This window comes from Williamsia herbipolensis (assembly GCF_036153515.1).
Classification (GTDB): domain Bacteria; phylum Actinomycetota; class Actinomycetes; order Mycobacteriales; family Mycobacteriaceae; genus Williamsia_A; species Williamsia_A herbipolensis.
Map to the genome: position 1 here is coordinate 655350 of NZ_CP108021.1, position 20076 is coordinate 675425.

Sequence of the window (20076 nt, forward strand, 5' to 3'; positions counted from 1 at the left end):
GCCCGAGGTGGCTCAGCGGGCGAGGGACCGACTGATCACCAGACGTTGGATCTGGTTGGTGCCCTCGAAGATCTGGGTGATCTTCGCGTCACGCATGTAGCGCTCCACCCGGTAGTCCCGTGTGTAGCCGTACCCGCCGAACACCTGCACCGCGTCGGTGGTCACCTTCATCGCCGCGTCGGTCGCGACGAGTTTGGCGACCGATGCATTGCGCGAGTACGGCAGACCCGCGTCGCGGCGGCGCGCGGCATCGAGATAGGTCGCCCGCGCGGAATCCACGGCGGCGGCCATGTCGGCGAGCAGGAAACCGAGGCCCTGATGGTCGATGATCTTGCGACCGAACGCGCTGCGCTCCTGCGCGTAGTCGACGGCGTCGTCGAGCGCGGCCTGCGCGATGCCCACCGCGATCGCGGCGATACCGAGGCGGCCGGAGTCGAGCGCACTGAACGCGATCGGCAACCCCTGCCCCTCCTCCCCGATCCGTCGCGAGCCCTCGACGGTGGCGTTGTCGTAGAAGGCGGCGGTGGTGGGGATCGCGTGCAGCCCGAGTTTCTCCTCGGGCTTACCGAAGGACAATCCGGGCGTGTCCTTCGCGACGAGGAAGCACGTCACGCCTTTGGATCCCTCGCCGGTGCGCGCGAACAGGTTGTAGAAGTCGGCGACCCCGCCGTGGGTGATCCACGCCTTGGCCCCGTTGATCACGTAGTCGTCGCCGCGTGCGGTCGCCTTGCACGCCAGCGCCGCCGCATCCGACCCCGCCTGCGCCTCCGACAGGCTGTAGGCGCCGATCGTGCGTCCGCTGAGCATCTCCGACAGCCACCGCTGTTTCTGCTCCTCGGTGCCGTAGACGCTGAGCGGGAACGAGGCCAGTCCGTGCACGCTGGTGGCGACCGCGACCGCCGCCCAGGAGATGGCGAGTTCCTCGAGTACCTGCAGGTAGACCTCGTACGGCTGACCACCCCCACCCCATTCCTCGGGATAGGGCAGGCTGAGCAGACCCGCCTCGCCGAGCGTGGCGAACACGCCGTCGGGGTACTTCTCCTGGCGCTCGTGCTCGTCGACGATGGGGTCGAGCACGCGGCCGGCGATGTCACGCGTCAGCCCGATCAGCTCACGTGCCTCATCCGACGGCAACAGACGATCGACGGTCACAGCGCCTCCTCGGCCCATAAGTGCGCCTACGTTTCGGTTGACCCGATCACATCACGGACGTCCACGCGTTGACAACGCGCCGTGATGGGAGCTCGCCGACGTGCACCATGAGCAGGAGCGACGCGGCCGCCACCTCGATCGCGGGCCGTCAGGCGACGGTCGACAGGCTGTGGGTCACGCCCTCGCAATCCGCCTCAACGTCTGCCACCCTCGAGTGCAGTGAATACGTCATCCATCGGGGGAGGGAGACGGACGTGATCACGTCTAATGATGTTCCATGGGTGCCGGTGGGGCCGCGGGGGCGGCCTCGATCGGTCGCCATCAGCGCGTCGGGGACCACCACGACCTACACCGAACTGGTCGAGCGCGTCGCCGCCTTGCGCACCGCTTTCGCCCAGGTGGGCGTCCGAACCGGCGACCGCGTCGCGTATCTGGGCCCTACGACACCGCACGCCGTCGAGACGTTCTACGCGTCGCTGGCGCTCGGCGCCGACCACGTCCCGCTCGACCCCGCCATGCCCCCGGCCATGACCGCGTCGGTGGCCGAGGACACCTCGATGATCATGGTGGTCGTCGATCCCCTGCACCACGATCACATCGGCCCACTGAGCCGCCGACAGATCGTGTTGACATCGGGACGGATCCCGGATGCCCTGTGCGAGCCACTCGACTACGAGGCGTTCCTGGCGACGGGCACCCGCGACACACCACCGCGCCGCCCGCTACCCGGCGATCCGGGAGTGCTCATGCCGGCACATCCGACCGGGGCTGCGCCGGTCGCCTTCGACCACGCCACGGTCGCGGGGAACATCGCCGAATTGGCATCACTGCTCGAGATCGACGACGAGGACACCGTCGCCGTGGCCACTCATGCGCACACCCACCCGTGGTCGGGATGGCTGGCGGCCGCCGCACTCTCGCGCGGGGCCCATCTGCTGATCACCGACTCGCGGACGGTGCCCGGCGTGCTCGACGACGTCGTCGACAGCCGAGCCGCGGTCACGGCCCTACGGGCGAACACCCTGCACGCGATGACCACCTGCGCTCGATGGTCATCACGGGGGTGGTTCGGTCCGCGTCGGATCCTCTGCGTCGATCACCCCGACGACGGACTCGTCCGGGCCTGGCGGGAGCGGGGCACCGAACTGGTCGACGTCACCCGCGGACTACCCACCGATGTGGAGGCCGGTCACGGCCCACCACTCATCGGCGTGGCCTGCTGAGCGGATCGCCCGCGGCGATCAGCCGGCTCAGGAGTTCGGCGCGGAGAGCTCGAGGGCGATGTTGTCGGGGTCGCGGAACTCGAGGATCGCGATACCGGCGTCGCCGAGATCTTTGATCGGCTCGTGGTCGATGCCGAGCGAGTCGAGATGGGCGCTGGCGTCATTCAGGTCCGAGAGCGACTCGACGGTGAAGCTCAGGTGGTCGAGGCCGGATCGATCCTCGGTGAACGAGTCGTCAACGGGTGCGACGGGACGTAGACCCAACAGGCCGCCACCGAACTGGTAGATCACACCGCCGTACAGGAACGCCAGTTGCTCCCGGGTCTGCTCGTCGGCGCCGTCGGGTACCTCGAAGGCGACGTCGAAACCGAACACGTCGTCGTAGAACTTCCGCGAGACGGCGATGTCGCGGACGGTCAGCCGTACGTGGTTGTAGTCGGTGGCGGCGATCGGCATTCTGATTCCCCTTCTCCTGCGGCGATATCGCCGCATTGCCATGTGTGCACGTTCCGCTCACGACACTACGCGTGCACACTGAAGCGATGAGGTCAGTCGTACTAGCCGCCACCGCAGCCGTATCCGTCGTCCTGATCGCCGCGTGCGGGTCGGACACCACCACCGATCGGGCCGCTCCGTCGAGCACGCCGGTGGCCGCCGAACCCGCGGTGGCCCCCGCGCCGACGACCCCGCCGATCGGCACGACCATCGAGGTGGGCAACGAGCCCGAGGGCGTCGTCATCGGTACCGCGGGGATCGCGGCGGTGGGTGTGCGGCGACCCGACGGCCTCACCCTCGTCGACGTCCGGGCGGGGCGCGTCATCCGCACCATCGAGACCCGGGGCGCACCAAGGCATCTCGAACTCGCCGGGCCGAACGGGCCGGTCATCGTGCCGCTGGAGACGAGCAACACCGTGACCGAGATGTCCTTCGACGGCACCTTCGGCCCGATCGCCACCGGCGTGGGCGACCTGCCGCACGATGCGGTCCGCACCTCCGACGGAACACTGGTCGGTACGAACGAGCACGGGGGCGGCGCGCTGTTCCTGCGGGACGGGAAGGTGGTGAAGTCGCTCCCCGCCGGTCCCCCGCAACCCGGTGGTGTCGCGGCTGTCGGGCGCTACGCCGCCATGGCCGACGTCCAGGGCAACGGTGTCTTCGTCTACGACGGCACCACGATGACCGAGGTCGCCCAGAAGAAGATCGGCACCCGTCTGACACATGCGCATGCTCTCAGCGGCGGACTCGTCGCGTTCGCCGACACCGACGGCGGGGCCGTCCTCGTCGAACGGATCACGCCTCAGGTGGTCGACGTGGCGCGTATCGACGCACCGGGCAAGCCGTACGGGCTCAGCTACGACGACCGCACCAAGACACTGCTCGTGACGCTGGGGTCCACGAACACCCTCCGTCTCGTCGACATGTCGGATCCGTCGAAACCCCGTATCCGTGGGGATGTCCCGACGGTGCAGCAACCGAACTCGGTGGCGATGGACCCGGTCACCGGGATCGTGGCGGTCACCGGCAGCGCACCGGGTGCGGCCAGTTCACTGCAACTGATCCCGGCAGACCTGCTCCCCCGCTGACGTCCTCGTCGGCGAACCACGACACCCCCGCCACCGTGTTCCGGTGACGGGGGTGTCGTCGTCAGACTGCGATGGAGGCAGATCAGCCGATGCTGAAGGGCCGTCCGTAGGTGGAGATCTGCTTGTCGACGTTCGACGTGCGGATGCGGATGGTCGCGTACGACCGTGCCTGTGCGTAGCCGGCGCACCCGGTGAGCTGCAGCTGCTCGTTGGTGTAGCTGTTCGAGGCCTTGGTGGTCTCGTAGTCGACGTTCTGCGTCTGCTGCTGGCTGCCGAAGTCGTCAGCCTTCTCGACGTTGTTCACGTAGTACACCGCCGCCTGGCCGGGGCCGAGGGACAGCGTCTGGGTGGCACCGGCGCCCTGTGTCGCCGCGCTGGTGACGGTGTTCTGCGACGAGGTGCCCGTCGTGCCGCTGTTGGCGCCGGTGATCGAGACCTGGCATCCGACGATGTACCCGGCGGCGATGCGGATCTTCGCCTTCTTGCTGGTGGTGACGGTGTACTTGGCCGACACCTGCGCGGCGCGGTGCAACGGGGTACCGCCGAGCGAGGGCGCGATGACCGCGTTCTCGTTGGTGCGCACGATGGTCACCTTGGTGCCGTCGGGCAGCGTCTGCACGTCGGTCTGCGACGGCAGCTTGAGGAAGACGTCCGCGTTGGCGGTGCCCTGCGAGAGCAGCGCGGCCGCGACCGCGATGACGGCGCTGGTGCCGGCGACGCCGACCGCCCGCCGGGAGGACTTGCTGGAGGTGTTCATCGAATCCCTTTGTGTCTGAGTGCGTGTCATGGAGGTCAGGTCAGCCGATGGAGAAGGGCTTGCCGTACAGGGTCACCTTCTGGTGATCGTCACCGGTGGTCTCGACCACCGAGTACGAGCGGGCCTGGGCGTAGCCGCCGCAGCCCTGGACCTGCAGCTGCGCACGGTCGTAGGACAGGTAGTAGGTACCGGCCTTCTCGATGTTCTTGTAGTTGAGGAGCACGAACTGCACCTGGCCGGGGACCAGCGGCAGCGCGAACGAGCCGTTCAGACCGAGGGTGGGTGCGGCGCCGCCGATACCACCGAGGTTGGCACCGCCACCGAGGGTGAGGCTGCCGATGCCGACCTGGCATCCGACGATGTAGCCGGCCGACAGGGTCGCCGAGGCGCCGTTGGTCTCGACACCGTTGGTGCCGGGGAGCGCGGTCTCGCCCGCGGGTCCGCGGTTGGGGCCCGCCTTCTTGGCCTTGAGCTTCGGGGCGTACAGGGTGATGTCGGCGGAGACCCAGGCGTTGCGGCCGGCACCGTTGGCCGCCAGCGACGGCGAGACCTGGACCGACTCACCGCTGCGGGTGATCAGCAGATTGTCGCCGCGTGCAGCTCCGTTGGGGAGCTTCTGGAAGGTGTCGGCGTTGGCGGCGCCCTGCGACACCAGGCCGACAGCGGTGGCACCGACCACGGCCATGGTCCCCAGCGATGCAGCTCGCCGCAACGCGGTGGAGTTCTTGCTCATCTGTTCCTCTTTCGGGCGATCAGGACCCCGAGCGCGCTCGGGACATCTGCGTCTGACATGACTGGATTGACGACACCACGCGGCGACGTCGATCGGGGTGAAGCCTGATCGAGTCAGGCGAACATCCGGTGAACACACTCCCGGGTTTCGATGACATGACAGCGCCGCGGACGTGAATGCCCACCAGATCTGGTCACAGAAACGGTCAAACCGTAATCTCAAGTGTCGCTAATGATTTCGGGCACAGAACGGTCCACCGCCGTTCATCCGCCGTTGGCTGGACAACGTCACAGCCACCGACTCGCGACGGTGGGGTTCGGGCCAGAACGCGCGTCTAGATGTCGAGACGCCCGCCGCGCGACGCCGCCAGGTCGTAGGCGGTCTCGGCGTGTTCGGCATCGTCGATGCCGTCGAGTTCGTCCTGCGGTTCGGCCCGCACACCGATGGTCTTCTTCAGGGCCAGCGCGATGAGGGCGGTGACGACCATGGCGTACGCGCCGACCGCGAGCACCGCCACGATCTGTCGCCACAACTGGTCGAGACCGCCGCCGTAGAAGAGGCCGTCGACGCCGGCCGGTGCGGCACTGCTGGCGACGAGGCCGATCATCACGGTGCCCACGATGCCCGCCACGAGGTGGACACCGACGACGTCGAGCGAATCGTCGTATCCGAGGCGGTATTTGAGTTCGATCGCCAGGGAGCTGACGGCTCCGGCGACGATACCGATCGCGATGGCACCGATCGGCGTCACCGACGCGCACGACGGGGTGATCGCGACCAGTCCGGCGACGACACCCGAGGCGGCGCCGAAGGAGGTCGGCTTCCCGTGCCGGATGCGCTCGACCACCAGCCAGCTCAGCAGTGACACCGCACCGGCGCCGAGGGTGTTCACCAGGGCCATGGCGGCGGTCCCGTCGGCGGCGAGGGCCGAACCGGCGTTGAAACCGAACCAGCCCAACCACAGCAGTCCGGCGCCGAGCATGACCGCGGGCAGGTTGTGCGGCCGCATGGGGTCGCGCGGCCACCCCCGACGTTTACCGACGATGAGCGCCAGCACCAGTGCCGACGCACCCGAGTTCACCTCCACCGCAGTGCCGCCCGCGAAGTCGATGGCGCCCAGTCGATTGGCGATCCATCCACCCGATTCCGCGGCCAGGCCGTCGATCGCGAACACCCAGTGCGCCACCGGGAAGTAGACCAACGTGGCCCAGAGCGCGGCGAAGGCCAACCAGGCCAGGAACTTCATGCGGTCGGCCACCGCGCCGGCGATCAGCGCCACGGTCACCATCGCGAAGCCGGCCTGGAACATGACGAACACCAGCGCGGGGATCGTTCCCACCAGCGGGATCGACGCCCCGGCCGGGTCGCCCGCGGAGTAGTTGCCGCCGAAGAGCCCGTCCAACCCGGCGAACTGGGTGGGGTCACCGATGACCCCGCCGATGTCGTCGCCGAAGGCCATCGAGTACCCGAAGAGCAACCACAGCACCCAGACGACCCCGACGGCCGACATGCACATCATCATCATGTTCAGCACGCTCTTGGCGCGCACCATGCCGCCGTAGAAGAACGCCAGCGCGGGGGTCATCACCAGCACCAGGGCCGCACTGACCATGACCCACGCGGTGTTGGCCGCGTCCGGGGTACCGACGATCGGGTACGACACGTGGAGCTCCTTCGGCTACTCGACCCTCGACCACTCGATTCGGGGCGAGAGCAAAGTTAGCAGCGCGCCGTCACCCGCCGTTCACACCGTCTGCGCCAACCGATCGGCGAGCAGTTTCGCGAACTTCGCCGGGTCGGTCAGTTCGCTGCCCTCGGCGATGACGGCCATCCCGTACAGCAGGTGTGCGGTGTCGACGAGGGACTGGTCGTCACCCTTCTCCGCCCGCGCCTGCTGCAGCGCCACGACCAGTGGGTGGTCGGGGTTGAGCTCGAGGATGCGTTTGCTGGGCGGCAGGATCTGGCCGGAGGCACGGTAGAGCTTCTCCATCTGCGGCGAGAAGCTGAACGTGTCACCGACCAGACATGCGGGCGAATCGGTGAGCCGGGTCGACAACCGCGTCTCCTTGACGTTCTCGTCGAGCGTCGTGGTCAGCCAGGCCGTCAGATCGGCGAACGCCTTGTCGCGCTCGGCTTTCTCCGCCTCGGCTTCCTTCTTCTCGTCCTCGGACTTCCCCGCGTCGTCGTCGAGATCGACCTCGCCCTTGGCGATCGACCGGAGCGGCTTACCGTCGAACTCGGGGATGGATCCGACCCACATCTCGTCGACCGGATCGCCGAGGAGGAGCACCTCGATGCCCTTGGCGCGGAACGCCTCCATGTGCGGCGAGTTCTCCATCGCCTGGCGGGTCTCGCCGGTGATGTAGTAGATCTCGGACTGGCCGGACTTCATCCGCGACACATAATCCTCGAGCCCGGTGAGCTTCTCGGGATCGTTGGTCGAGGCGAACGACGAGATCTTCAGCAGCGCATCGCGATTGTCCTGATCGGAAAGCAGGCCCTCCTTGAGCGCGCGACCGAACTCGGCCCACAGGGTGTCGTAGTCGTCCGGCCGCGAGGACTTGATGTCGGAGATGGTCGACAGCACCTTCTTGGTGAGTCGGCGACGGATCGCCCGGATCTGCCGGTCCTGCTGCAGGATCTCGCGGGAGACGTTCAGCGACAGGTCGGCCGCGTCGACGACACCCTTGACGAAGCGGAGGTACTCCGGCATGAGCTCTTCGCAGTCGTCCATGATGAACACCCGCTTCACGTACAGGTGGATGCCTCCCGCACGTTCGCGCATGAACAGATCGAACGGCGCCTGGGACGGGATGAACAGCAGCGCCTGGTATTCGAACGTGCCCTCGGCCTTGAGCGAGATGGTCTCGAGCGGCTCGTCCCAGCCGTGGCTGACGTGACGGTAGAACTCGGTGTACTCCTCGTCGGTCACCTCGTCCTTCGACCGCGCCCACAGCGCCTTCATCGAGTTGAGCGTCTCTGTGGTGACGACGGTCCGCTCGGTCGGCTCGGCGGTGTCGTCGGTGTCGTCGGACCCCTCGGGTTCGACCTTCTCGGTGCGTTCGACGTCCATCCGGATCGGCCAGGCGATGAAGTCGGAATACCGCTTCACCAGTTCCCGGATCTTCGATTCCGACGTGTAGTCGTAGAGGTGGTCGTCGGTGTCGGTGGGCTTGAGTTCGAGGATGACCGACGTGCCCTGGGGGGCGTCGGGGACGGTCTCGATCGTGTAGGTGCCCTCACCCGTCGAGCGCCACCGCGTGCCCTCGGACTCGCCCGCCTTGCGGGTCAGCAGCGTGACGGTGTCGGCGACCATGAACGTCGAGTAGAAGCCGATGCCGAACTGGCCGATGAGGTCGACCGAAGCCGCCGAGTCCTGCGCATCGGCGAGCTTCTTGCGCAGCTCGGCCGTTCCCGACCGCGCGAGGGTGCCGATGAGTCCGACGACGTCGTCGCGCGACATGCCGATGCCGTTGTCGCGGATGGTGAGTGTGCGCGCCTCGGTGTCGCGCTCGATGGTGATGTGCAGATCCGAGGTGTCGACCTCGAGGTCCTTGTCCTGGAACGCCTGCAGACGAAGCTTGTCGAGGGCGTCGGAGGCATTCGACACCAACTCGCGCAGGAAGCTGTCCTTGTTGGAGTAGACGGAGTGGACCATCAGGTCGAGCAGCTGGCGCGTCTCGGCCTGGAATTCACGTTCTTCGACAGGTGTGCTCATGGCGGCGATTCTAGCGAGGCGCGATTTCGGCGATTGGTTCGAATCGACCTGGAACGACCCGGATGCCCTGCGCGCGTGGTGTAAGCCGGTCTCATGGCCGACACCAACGAACCGTCACACCGCCACCCCGCCGCGGGAACACCCGTCGACACCCACCTGGCCCCCGCCTACACCGGACGCCTGTCGATGCAACGGGTACCGGCACTCCGGATGCCCGAGGAGTCGATGGATCCCGACGCCGCCTACCGGTTCATCCACGACGAGATGATGTTCGACGGGGCGTCGCGGATGAACCTCGCCACGTTCGTCACGACGTGGATGGATCCGCAGGCCGAACGGCTGATGGCCGAGACCTTCGACAAGAACATGATCGACAAAGACGAGTACCCGGCGACATCGGCGATCGAGTCGCGATGCGTGTCGATGGTCGCCGACCTGTTCAACGCGCCCGATCTCGACCCCGCCGACCCGTCGAGTGCCGTCGGTGTCAGCACCATCGGTTCGAGTGAGGCGGTGATGCTCGCCGGACTGGCACTGAAGTGGCGCTGGCGCGCCCGGGGCACCGGCAGCGGGACCCCCAACCTGGTCCTGGGATCGAACGTGCAGGTGGTGTGGGAGAAGTTCTGCCGCTACTTCGACGTCGAGGCGAAGTACCTGCCGGTGGAACGCGGCCGGTACGTGATCACGCCCGAGCAGGTGACCGAGGCCGTCGACGAGAACACCATCGGTGTCGTCGCGATCCTCGGCACCACCTTCACCGGTGAGCTCGAGCCGGTGGCCGAGATCGTCGCCGTACTCGACGCGTTGGCCGACGGGGGCGGACCCGACGTCCCGGTGCACGTCGACGCGGCCAGCGGCGGATTCGTCGTGCCGTTCCTCGACCCCGACCTCGAATGGGACTTCCGTCTCCCCCGCGTCAAATCCATCAACGCGAGCGGCCACAAGTACGGGCTCACCTACCCCGGGATCGGGTTCGCGGTGTGGCGCACGCCGGAGGATCTGCCCGACGACCTCGTCTTCCACGTGAACTACCTCGGTGGTGACATGCCCACGTTCACCCTCAACTTCTCGCGCCCGGGCAACCAGGTCATCGGCCAGTACTACAACTTCCTGCGCCTCGGATTCGCCGGGTACCGGTCGATCATGGCGTGTCTGTCGGAGACGGCACAGTGGCTCGCCCACGAGATCGACTCGATGGACGAGTTCTCGGTGGTGACCGACGGCAGCGCGATACCGGTGATCGCGTTCGAGATGACCGGCGACCACGACTTCACCGTGTTCGACGTGTCCCGCGCCCTCGCCGCGTTCGGCTGGCAGGTGCCCGCCTACACGATGCCCGACGACGCCACCGACGTCGCCGTGCTGCGCATCGTCGTCCGCGAGGGGTTCTCGGCCGACATGGCCCGTCACCTCGCCGACAACCTCCGCACCGCCGTCGCCGGCCTCACCCAGGTGCGGGCCACCGGCGAGCTGCCCCGACGGCAGCATTTCGCGCACTGACTACGCTGGGCCACACAACGTCGACAGTGGTTGGAGGCCCGTGCCGTATCCCAGTGTCATGTTCGTCCACGCCCATCCCGACGACGAGTCGCTGTGGACCGGCGGCGTCATCGCCCGATCCGTCGCCGCAGGGGCACCGACCTCGGTCATCACCTGCACCTGGTCGCCCGGTACACACCGGCACGCCGAACTGGTGACGGCCCTGGGCGCCCTCGGAGCGGCCGAACCGGTGATGCTCGGCTGGGCCGACGACAAGTTCCCCGATTCCGCGCCCGGGCGACCGCGGTTGTGTGACTGCTCGTTCGACGAAGCGGTCACCCAGATCGTCGCCGAGATCCGCCGTCGCCGCCCCCAGGTCGTCGTCACCTACGACGCGTTCGGCATCTACGGGCACCCCGATCACATCCATGCCCACCGACTCGCGGTCGCGGCGGTCGAGGCCGCCGCCTGCGGTCCGGTCCACCCCGAACTCGGGGCGGCGTGGCAGGTGTCGTCACTGTATTTCTCGACCGTTCCGACCGCCCTGATGAAGGCCATCGGGCTGCGCGTGAACGGCGCCGCCCCGGCCACCGACAACGCGGCCGCACCCGGAACCCCCGACCACCTCATCGACACCCGCATCGACGTGACGCCGTGGCTCGACCGCAAGTGGGAGGCGATCAACGCCCACGCCTCGGAGGTCGAGCGCAGCACGGCGTTGAAGGTGCTCGTCACCCTCGATGTGGAGCAACGCACCGCGTTGTTGGGGACCGAGTGGTTCCTGCGTCGGGACCTCGCCGACGGCGGGATCGATCTCGCGGCCTCCTGATCACCTCCCCGTAGGTCACGGCCCCGCGATCACGTCTGCGTGAGGGAGGACCGGAGGCCGCTGGCGCGCAGCACTTTCCGTTCGATCCCGGCGCGCAGGCCGTCCGGGGTGCCGATGAGGACGACGCGATCGGTGGCCCTCGTGATCGCGGTGTAGAGCAGCTCGCGGGTGAGCAGCGCCGATTCCGCGGGCGGCACCACCACCGACACCGACCGATACTGGCTGCCCTGGCTGCGATGGATCGTCATCGCGTGGGCCGACATCACCCCGCGCAGGCGTTGCGGGTGGACCAGCCGCGTGAGGCTGCCCCGAGCGAACGCCACCATCAGGCGATCCGCCTCGCTGACGACCACGCCGGTGTCGCCGTTGTAGAGCTGCGCACGGTGGTCGGTCTCGGTGAGCAGCACCGGACGTCCGGGGTACCAGAGGCGGTCGGGCCCGGCCGAACCCGCCGTCGCCGACCACGCGGTCACCAGTCGCGCCCACACCGCCACCCCGGCCGGTCCCTCCCGGTGCGCGCAGAGAACCCGGTGGCTCGCGAGTGCGGCGAGAGCGGCGTCGGCGTCGCCGTCGATCGCGGCGGTGGACATCGCCGAGACCCACGCGACCACGTCGGACCGGACCGGATCGAGGTCGTCGGGCGACACCAGGGTCACCGACGCCGATCCCGCGGCGAGCAGGTCGAGTGCGGTGTCGGCATCGCCGTCGCGGACGGCGTCGGCGAGTCGCCCGATGTCGGCGCCGAAACGTCGACGCCGGCGTAGCGAGATGACCCCGTCGGCGATCGCTGCGCGATCTGCGGTGTCCGGCTCGTCGCCGGTCGCGACGGCGTCGACGATGCCGGCCAACGGTCCGTCCAGAGGAGTGTCGTGTCTCCGGTGCACCAGGTCGGCGAGCACCGCCCCGGCGTCGACCGAGGCGAGCTGATCGGGGTCGCCGATGAGGATCAGTCGGGTCTGCGGCCGCAGGGCGTCGAGGAGGTGGAACATCATCGTCAGCGAGACCATCGACGCCTCGTCGACGATCACGACGTCGTGTGGGAGACGGTTGCCTGCGTCGTGCCGGAAGCGGCCGCTGCCGCGCCGCGTGGAGCCGAGGAGCCGATGCAGGGTCACCGCCGTCACCTCGGGGAGATCGAGATCGGCCGACTGCGCGACGACGGCCTCCTGCAGCGATGCGGCCGCCCGCCCGGTCGGTGCACAGAGCCCGATCCGGATGCCGGGGCCGTGGAGCGTCGACAACAGCGCGATGATCCGCGCAGCGGTGTGGGTCTTGCCGGTGCCGGGGCCACCCGCGAGGACCGTCGTCGGTCGGGTCGCGGCGACCGCCGCGGCCAACCGCTGTCGGTCGATTCCGGTGTCTCCCCCGGACGTCGCGGGGAACAGCTCGTCGAGATGCGCGGTCACGGTGACGAGATCGACCGTCGGCGCGACCTGCGCGCGGGCGGCCAGCACGTCGCGCACCCGCTGCTCCTGCCGGAAGTAGCGGTCGAGGTAGAGCAGATCCACGCCGTCGTCGGTGGTCGCGCACCGCAGGGGTTGCAGAGGCGACGCCGTGGTGGAGCCGTTCAGCGGACTCCTGCGCACCTTCTCGACGAGTGTGGTCGGGTCGGGCCAGGGCAGCGCGTCCAGATCGGCCGTCTCAGCGCCGACGGGGTCACGGCCGCCGGGGGTCTCGGAGTCGGGCGGGATGTCGCGCAGGCGGGCCAGGTCGATGCACACCGAGCCGGCTCGCACCGCACGCACGGTGAGCGCGGTCGCCAGCAGCACGTCGGGATCGATCTCGACGCCGGTGGTCGCGGCCAGCCGGGAGGCGACGTGGACGTCGGCGACCCCGAGCACACCGGCGGTGTTGAAGGTGGCCAGCAGCCCCTGCGCGCGGGCGGCGATACGCGCGTCGGTCCCCATCACCGACCCGCCAACACGTCGGAGAGTTCGGTCACCACGACCGGCGGCAGATCCCAGGTGAACACCCCGCACCCCGGTGGGGTGTCGGGGCCGATCATGGCGCGTACGAACAGGTAGCAGACCGGACCGAGGTGCCGGCGCGGGTCGTAGTCGGCGAGCCGCCACCGCAGGTAGCGGTGCAGTGCCACCGAGTACAGCAGGGCCTGCAGCGGGTAGTGCGAGCGGATCATCTCCTGTGCCATCGCCTCGGGCCGGTAGTCCTCGACCCCGAGGTCGCCCAGACCGAGTCGGTTGGTCTTGTAATCGGCGATGACGTATCGCTCGTGCCCCGATCCGGCGCCGATGCGGGCCACGAGATCGATGCTGCCGGTGAGGAAGCCGCGGAGGGTGGAGCCGCCGATGTCCCGGAGGTGGTCGGGGTAGGCCCGCAGCGGGTCACCGGGGGGCAGATGCCTCTCGAGGAGGTCGGCGATCGCCGCGACGGTGGGTCCGCCGGCGGCGGCGAGGGGGAACTCGAAGTCCAGTTCCGACAATCGATTCGGCATCCCGAGGCCGGCGAGATCGTCGGCGGTCGGCGCATCGGTGGGATGCTGGATTCCCAGGGGCGTCGTGAGCACTCCGGTGATCGCGGTGGCGAGTACGTCGGCGTTCATGTCGAGCCCGGACACCGCGGACGCCCGACGGCACCGGTCGGCGATCTCGGCGGTGAGATCATCTGCGTCGGTGTCGATCTCCTCCAGGACGGCGTGCACCACGGTGCCGAACGCCGCGCCCGCGGGCAAGGTGTTCATGAGCGACGGCGCGCCCCCGCCGCCCGAGGTGGCTGTGACCTCCTCCGGCTCGTCGACCGTTCCCGCGGCCTCCGGCTCCGCCGCGCCCGGACCGACGCCGTCGTCGGGAGTGGGGGCACCGGCTGCGATGACCTCGAGATGGTGGTCTGCGACCAGCGCCGAATAGGAGGTGCGGCGCCAGTCGTCGTCGATCACCGCGTCGAAGGTCGCCGCCCGCAGATCGAGGCGGCCCTGCGGGTCATCGGGGGCGAGCACGGGCGCCGGTGACGTCCCGTCGACGTGTTCGACCGAGATCAACTCGCCCATCGGTCGTCCCCACTCCTGCAGTGCCGTCGCCGCGGTCGCATCGGCGGGGACGTTCGCCGAGACGGCGGGGTCGGGTGCGTTCGTCGTCGCCGCGGAGGCGTTGCGCGCGAACAACAGTCGGTGCAGCGGCGATCGACGTGCTGTGGTGGCCGGTGCCCACCACAGCACCACCTGCGATCGGGCGCGTGTCACCGACACGTAGAACAGGCGCAGTTCCTCACCGGCGTCCTCGGTCTGTGCCGCGCGCACGTTCGTGTCGAAGCCGGGGTCGTTCTTGCCGCCCACGTCGAGGATCCGTCGACCGTCGGCGTCGTGGAGATGCACCGTCGACGGCGACGGGTTGCGCGCCGAATCCCAACCGAAAGGCACGTACACCACCGGGAACTCGAGCCCCTTGCTGCCGTGGACGGTCATGATCGACACCGCCTGGGCGTCGCGGTCGAGACGGCGGCTCTGCTCGGTCTGGTCGCCGATCGTGGGGTCGTCGAGGCGATCGGCGAACCAGTGCAGCAGCCCGGTGACACCGCGCGACTCCCCCACCATCACCCGGTTGCACAGCGAGGCGAGGTGCACGAGGTCGGTCATGATCCGCTCGCCGTCGACGGCGGAGAGGATGCGACCCGCGAGATCGGTGCGCTCGGCGAGCTGATCGAACATCGCCGCGAAACCCGCACGTGACAGGGTCTGTGCGAGGTCGACCAACAGGTCACCGACATCGGCGGCGACATCGCCGTCCGGGGTGTCGAGGTCGACGGGGCTGCGCCCGATCAGCGGTGTGATCGCGGCGAGCGCCGCGCGATCGGATCGGGTGGGTTGTTCGAGGGCGCGGAGGACGTGGAACCAGTCGCGCGCGGAGTCGGTGGCGAAGACACTCGATCCGGCGCCGACCACCGAGGCGACACCCACGTCGCGGAGCGCCCGTTGCATCGGTGCGATCGTGGCACGGGTGCGCAGCAGGATGACGATGTCCGACGGTCGCAGCGGACGCCCGCCGTCGGCGTCGTCGAGGTGCGGCGGGTCGCCGAGCAACCGGGCGATGTCGGCGGCGACGTCGTCGATCACCGCGCCGCGCACGGCCGCGACGGTGGGGAATCCGTTGTCGCCCAGGGGTCCGAGGCCGGTGCGCGACAGATATCGCAGGCGCAGGGGTGTGCGACCCGACAGGCGCGAGGTGGTGTGCGAGGCGTCCACCGGTCGCACGACGATGTCGGGATGGCCCAGCGCCGCCTCGCCGTAGAGATGATCGAGGGCGGTGACGAGTCCCGCGTCGCTTCGCCAGTTGGTCCCGAGGACCTGATGATTGTCGGCGACGACCGCGGCATCGAGATAGCTGAGGACCTCGGCCCCACGGAACGCGTAGATCGACTGCTTCGGGTCGCCCACGAGCACGAGGTCGGCGGAGCCGTGGAAACACAGGCGCAGGATGTCCCACTGCACCGGGTCGGTGTCCTGGAACTCGTCGACGAGCACGACATCGAAGAACTGGCGGACGCGGGCTCGTGCGGCCGCGCCGTGTTCGGGGTCGGCGACCACGTCGCGCAGCAGTGACTGCAGTTCGTCGTAGTCACGGATCCGCATGATCCGCTTGCGTCGAGCGACCTCGCGGCGCACCGTGGCCACGAAGTCGACCCGTGCCGCGGCCGCGGAGTTCTCCGCGGCGTCGCGGGGCACCAGGGTCGCCTGCTGGTGGCGGACCCCCGCGCGGGCGATCTCGTCGGCATCGGTGAAGGAGAACGGGGCGTGGCCCCCGCTGAACCTCTTGATGTAGACGTCCCGGGCGACCTCGGTGACGAGTTCGTCGACCTCCTCGACCAGCGTGATGCCGTGGTCGCGTTCCCCGGCGATGCCCAGGGCGTCGAGCATGCGCGAACAGAAGGTGTGGGTGGTGCTCACCGTGGAGGCGTCGAAATCCGACAGCGCGGCCACCACGCGCCGACGTCGCAGGGCGACGACCTCGGGTTCCGCGGCGGCCAACACCTGTACGAGCGCATCGTCGCCGGACGCATCCGGGTCGGCGAGCCCCGCGGCCAGGGTCGTCAAGCGGGTCCGGGTGCGCTCGCGCAGTTCGGCGGTGGCCATCCGCGAGAAGGTGACCAGCAGCAGGCGGTCGATGTCGACACCGTCGGCGATGTACCGCGCGGCCAACGCCACGATGGCGTAGGTCTTGCCGGTGCCGGCACTCGCCTCGAGCACGGTGGTGCCCGAGGGCGGTGGGGCGGTGACGTCGAACGTGGCCGCGACGATGGTGCGGGCGCGGGGTGTCATCGCGGGGTGTCGATTCTCTCGGCGGTGAGCAGCGGTCGCCATATCGTGGCCGCGGCCATCGCGAAGCCGACGGGCTCGGCCGCGGCGAGGATCTCGTCGAATCCACCGGCGAACACCAGACCCAGATGGCGGTCGTGCACGTCGCCGTACTTGTCGCCGAAGTCCTTGCGGGCGGCCTCGATCCCGTCCGCGTGGTCGCTGCCGGCGTACCGGCGGTCGGCGTACACCGCCGCCGCACTGGCGGGCAGCGGTAGCGGTTGCGTCAACCCCGTGTCGCGCAGGGTGACCAGCGCCTGCAACGGTGCCACCGGGTCCGGCGGCGCCTCCAGCGTCGATCGTGCGAGTCGTGACCCGCGCCCGGCGCGCCCGATGGCGACCGCCTCGGCCGCGCCGCCCCGCGTGGCGGCGACGGCGAGCAGCGAGATCCAGTTCTGGAGCCGATGTTTGGACCCGAGGCGGGAGTAGTGCGCACGGAACACCGTCGCCCCGCTCGGGGCGGAGTGAACGCCACCGATGCTGCCGACGAGTCGGCGACCGTCGGCGAGGGGGACGTCGACGTCGACGGTCTCGACGGGCCGATCGAGCATCGGTTGCGCGGCCGCGGCGAGTCGCTCGACGTCGTCGAGCACGCCGGCCAACGCGACCTGACCGAGCTCGAACGGCGGCAGCGTCCCACGGCGCAGCTCGGTGGCGCGGAGCGCCTCGATGGACTCGCCGGACAGACGGCGGCGCAGGAGGCGGTCACCGATACCCCAGCGGTCCAGGGGATCGAGGGCCGCGTCGAGCTGGTCGGCCGGGACGTCGTCGGTGTCGGGGACGACGAAACCCAGACGTTGGCGACAGAACCCGCGCACCGGGTGGTCGAAGAACGCGACGAGGTCGGCGATGTCGATGTCGTCGGGCGGGACGGGGGTGAGCGGACGGCGGTCGAACGCGATGCGATGGTTCGGTGTCCGTGTGAGGGCTCGTGCACCGGCGAGTGCCGCGACGTCGAACGAGAACGGGTCGATCTCCGCGAAATTCGCCGGGTCGAAGGCGTGTAGCGGGTGACGGTGCACCACCGAGGTCGGATCGTCGGTGCCGACGATCGCGGCGACGGCGTCGACGATCTCGCTCACCGGCACCGACGGGGGACGGCGCAGCCCCGAGACCGGGTCGGCACCGCTGTAGCAGATGACCAGACGATCACGGGCGGACATGATGGTGTCCAGCAGCAGCTGCCGATCCTCGCTACGTAGATCACGTTCGCCCACACAGGGATCGCGGCGGGTGATGTCGTCACCGTCGTCACGGGTGGCCCGCGGGTAGGTGTCGTCGTCGAGTCCGATGAGGACGACGACGCGGTGCGGCACCGCCCGCATCGGGACCATCGTGCAGACGGTGAGCTCACCGGTGCGGAAGTTCGCGCGGGTGGGCCGTGCGGCGACGACGTCGTCGAGGAGCGCGACCACGTCGGTGCGGCGGAGCACGGTGGCGGGATCGCCGTGTTCGAGGGCGGCTCCGACGACGTCGACGGCCTGCGCGCGCTGCCAGGTGTCCGCCCGGCGGACGTCGGTGAGGTCGTCGATCACCGCGAGCAGTGCGGTCCCCCACTCCTCCACGGTGTGACCACCCGACATGGCGGTGAGACAACGGTCGAGTCGGTCGACGAACTCCGCGAAGCGGCCCACGAGATCGATGTCGGCACTGTCGATACCGCTCAACGGCAGTGCCCGATGAATCCACCCGATCGACGACTCGTCGGCCACCACGCCGAGGGCGATCCGGTCCAGGCCCGCCGACATCGTGTTCTGTTCGTACCCGCGCAGACCGAAGGCCGCGCGCTGGGCGTCGTCGATTCCCCACCGCACGCCGGCCTCGGACATCCACTCCGCGATCGTCTCGAGGTCGTCGTCGTCGAAGCCGAATCGCGTGCGGACCGGTTCACGCGCCGCGAGGTCGAGGATCTCTCCGGAGGTGGCGCGTCCGCCGGCGAACGCCACGACGGCGACCACCGCGTCGAGGACGGTGTTGGTGGCGGCCATGCTCCGGTCCGCGAGCCGCACCCGGAGGCCGTGGGCGGGATGACCGCTGCCGTCGCGGCCGAAGGAGGCGCGGATCAGCGGCGCATATGCCTCGATGTCGGGACACATGACGATCACGTCACGTGGCTCCAGATCAGTTGTCTCACAGAAGATCCGGGCAAGGACGTCCCGCATCACCTCGACCTGCCGCGCCGGGCCGTGGCAGGCGTGCACCGACACCGAGTCGTCGGTCGGCCCGACCACGATGTCGGCCGGGGCGCTGTCGTCGCGGATGGCGCGTTGCAACCGAGCGAGCACCGTGGTCCCGGGTGCGGGCGCACCCGCGCGTGCGGGACCGTCGGGATCGGGGTGATGCAGATCGCGGTCCAGGTGGGGTGCCAGGCGCAGTCGCGTCTCGCGGATCTCACGGGACAGCCCGGCCAGCAACGGATTCGACACCCCGGCGCGGGGCAGATCGCGGCGGCGGACCACCTCGGCCGATTCCGGGGGTGACGACCAGAGGCGATCACTGGGGTGTGGGAGGAACAGGTGGACGTCCCGGTGTGCGGCGACCGCGCGCAGGACCCGGATCTGTTCGGTGGTCAGGCGGGTCGGACCGAACAGCGACAACCGCGGCGGGAGCTCGAGGGCGTCGGGGGCGGCCGCGATCCGCTCACACAGCGCCGGCAGCAGTTCGGCCGGGCTCGGCGACCCGATGCGGTCGCGCAACGCGCGCCACACGACGACCTGCCATCGCATGTCGTCGGGTAGGGCCTGTCCGTGACCGTCGGTGTCGTCACCGGCGGCCCAGTCCGCGATCATGTCGGGCCGCGCCGCCGCGTACGAGGCGAAGAGTCGGGCGAGATCGGTGGCCGTCGACCACCGACGTCCCACGCGGTGCGGATCCGGACGGGCCCCCGCCACGCCGAGATGACGGGCCAGGACCGCGCAGGCGGGGTCGGAGGAGCAGGCGTCGAGGACGTCGACCATCATCCACTGCACCCGGGCCGCCGACCACGGGTCGTCGCGACGACGGTGCCCCCGCACCGCGGCCAGGATCCGCTCGGTGAGTTCGGCGGGCGACGCGAAATCGATGTTCGCCGCGATCCCGTCGGCGACGCCGGTCGTGTCCGCCCGTGAGAGGGGGCCCGCGGAGGTACCCAGACGTGCCGAGAGGGTCTGCGCCAGCCACCGTTCCACACCCTTGGCGGGCACCGCCACGATCTCCGGTGTGAACGGATCGGCGAGCGGCTCGGCGAGGATGTCGGCCAGCGCCGACGCCAACACATCGGTGCGCTCGGCCCGGTGCGCCGTCAACATCGGCGGATCC

General features: G+C 69.4%; 13 protein-coding genes. 4 read left to right on the forward strand and 9 right to left on the reverse strand.

Annotated elements, in window-relative coordinates:
* Nucleotides 1-12: 12 nt before the first annotated feature.
* Complete coding sequence (locus tag OG579_RS02995; RefSeq protein ID WP_045822860.1) at nt 13-1152, reverse strand: acyl-CoA dehydrogenase family protein; 1140 nt, start codon at nt 1150-1152, stop codon at nt 13-15.
* Between the two features lie 254 nt (nt 1153-1406).
* Here OG579_RS02995 and OG579_RS03000 point away from each other — a divergent pair, with 254 nt between their 5' ends.
* Nucleotides 1407-2375, forward strand: coding sequence for an AMP-binding protein (locus OG579_RS03000; protein WP_328858032.1), 969 nt, complete (start codon nt 1407-1409; stop codon nt 2373-2375).
* 27 nt (nt 2376-2402) lie between these two features.
* Here the strand turns inward: OG579_RS03000 and OG579_RS03005 are convergent, their stop codons facing one another.
* A complete protein-coding gene (locus OG579_RS03005) occupies nt 2403-2831 on the reverse strand; it encodes a VOC family protein (protein ID WP_328858033.1) in 429 nt (142 codons plus the stop codon).
* 86 nt (nt 2832-2917) lie between these two features.
* On the opposite strand from OG579_RS03005, the gene OG579_RS03010 reads away from it, so the two are divergent.
* Nucleotides 2918-3958 carry a YncE family protein gene (locus OG579_RS03010; RefSeq protein ID WP_328858034.1) on the forward strand — a complete coding sequence of 347 codons (1041 nt, stop codon included), beginning with the start codon at nt 2918-2920 and terminating at the stop codon, nt 3956-3958.
* Nucleotides 3959-4040: 82 nt separating this feature from the next.
* Here OG579_RS03010 and OG579_RS03015 read toward each other — a convergent pair whose 3' ends face one another.
* The 4 genes from OG579_RS03015 to htpG form a co-directional block, all read right to left on the reverse strand.
* Nucleotides 4041-4715 (reverse strand): MspA family porin, encoded by a 675-nt coding sequence (locus OG579_RS03015; RefSeq protein ID WP_328858035.1) that lies wholly within the window; start codon nt 4713-4715, stop codon nt 4041-4043.
* A 40-nt stretch (nt 4716-4755) separates the two neighbouring features.
* Nucleotides 4756-5448, reverse strand: a complete 693-nt coding sequence (locus OG579_RS03020) for an MspA family porin (RefSeq protein WP_328858036.1) — start codon at nt 5446-5448, stop codon at nt 4756-4758.
* A gap of 334 nt (nt 5449-5782) precedes the next feature.
* Nucleotides 5783-7111, reverse strand: a complete 1329-nt coding sequence (locus OG579_RS03025; protein ID WP_328858037.1) for an ammonium transporter — start codon at nt 7109-7111, stop codon at nt 5783-5785.
* A gap of 81 nt (nt 7112-7192) precedes the next feature.
* On the reverse strand, nt 7193-9166 hold the full coding sequence (gene htpG, locus OG579_RS03030; RefSeq protein WP_328858038.1) for a molecular chaperone HtpG: 1974 nt from the start codon (nt 9164-9166) through the stop codon (nt 7193-7195).
* 93 nt (nt 9167-9259) lie between these two features.
* Between htpG and OG579_RS03035 the strand changes: the two genes are divergently transcribed.
* Both OG579_RS03035 and OG579_RS03040 read left to right on the forward strand, forming a co-directional pair.
* On the forward strand, nt 9260-10666 hold the full coding sequence (locus OG579_RS03035) for a glutamate decarboxylase (RefSeq protein WP_328858039.1): 1407 nt from the start codon (nt 9260-9262) through the stop codon (nt 10664-10666).
* Nucleotides 10667-10706: 40 nt separating this feature from the next.
* Nucleotides 10707-11474, forward strand: a complete 768-nt coding sequence (locus OG579_RS03040; RefSeq protein ID WP_328858040.1) for a PIG-L family deacetylase — start codon at nt 10707-10709, stop codon at nt 11472-11474.
* Nucleotides 11475-11503: 29 nt separating this feature from the next.
* On the opposite strand, the gene recD is transcribed toward OG579_RS03040, so the two are convergent.
* Genes recD through recC form a run of 3 tightly spaced genes read right to left on the reverse strand, consistent with a single transcriptional unit; the run spans nt 11504 to nt 20066 of the window.
* Nucleotides 11504-13381 carry an exodeoxyribonuclease V subunit alpha gene (gene recD, locus OG579_RS03045; protein ID WP_328859139.1) on the reverse strand — a complete coding sequence of 626 codons (1878 nt, stop codon included), beginning with the start codon at nt 13379-13381 and terminating at the stop codon, nt 11504-11506.
* Nucleotides 13381-16743: a UvrD-helicase domain-containing protein gene (locus OG579_RS03050; protein ID WP_328858041.1), complete on the reverse strand. Its 3363-nt coding sequence runs from the start codon at nt 16741-16743 to the stop codon at nt 13381-13383. Before OG579_RS03050 ends, recD begins: the two co-directional genes overlap by 1 nt.
* Nucleotides 16740-20066, reverse strand: coding sequence for an exodeoxyribonuclease V subunit gamma (gene recC, locus OG579_RS03055; RefSeq protein WP_328858042.1), 3327 nt, complete (start codon nt 20064-20066; stop codon nt 16740-16742). Before recC ends, OG579_RS03050 begins: the two co-directional genes overlap by 4 nt.
* Between the last annotated feature and the right edge of the window lie 10 nt (nt 20067-20076).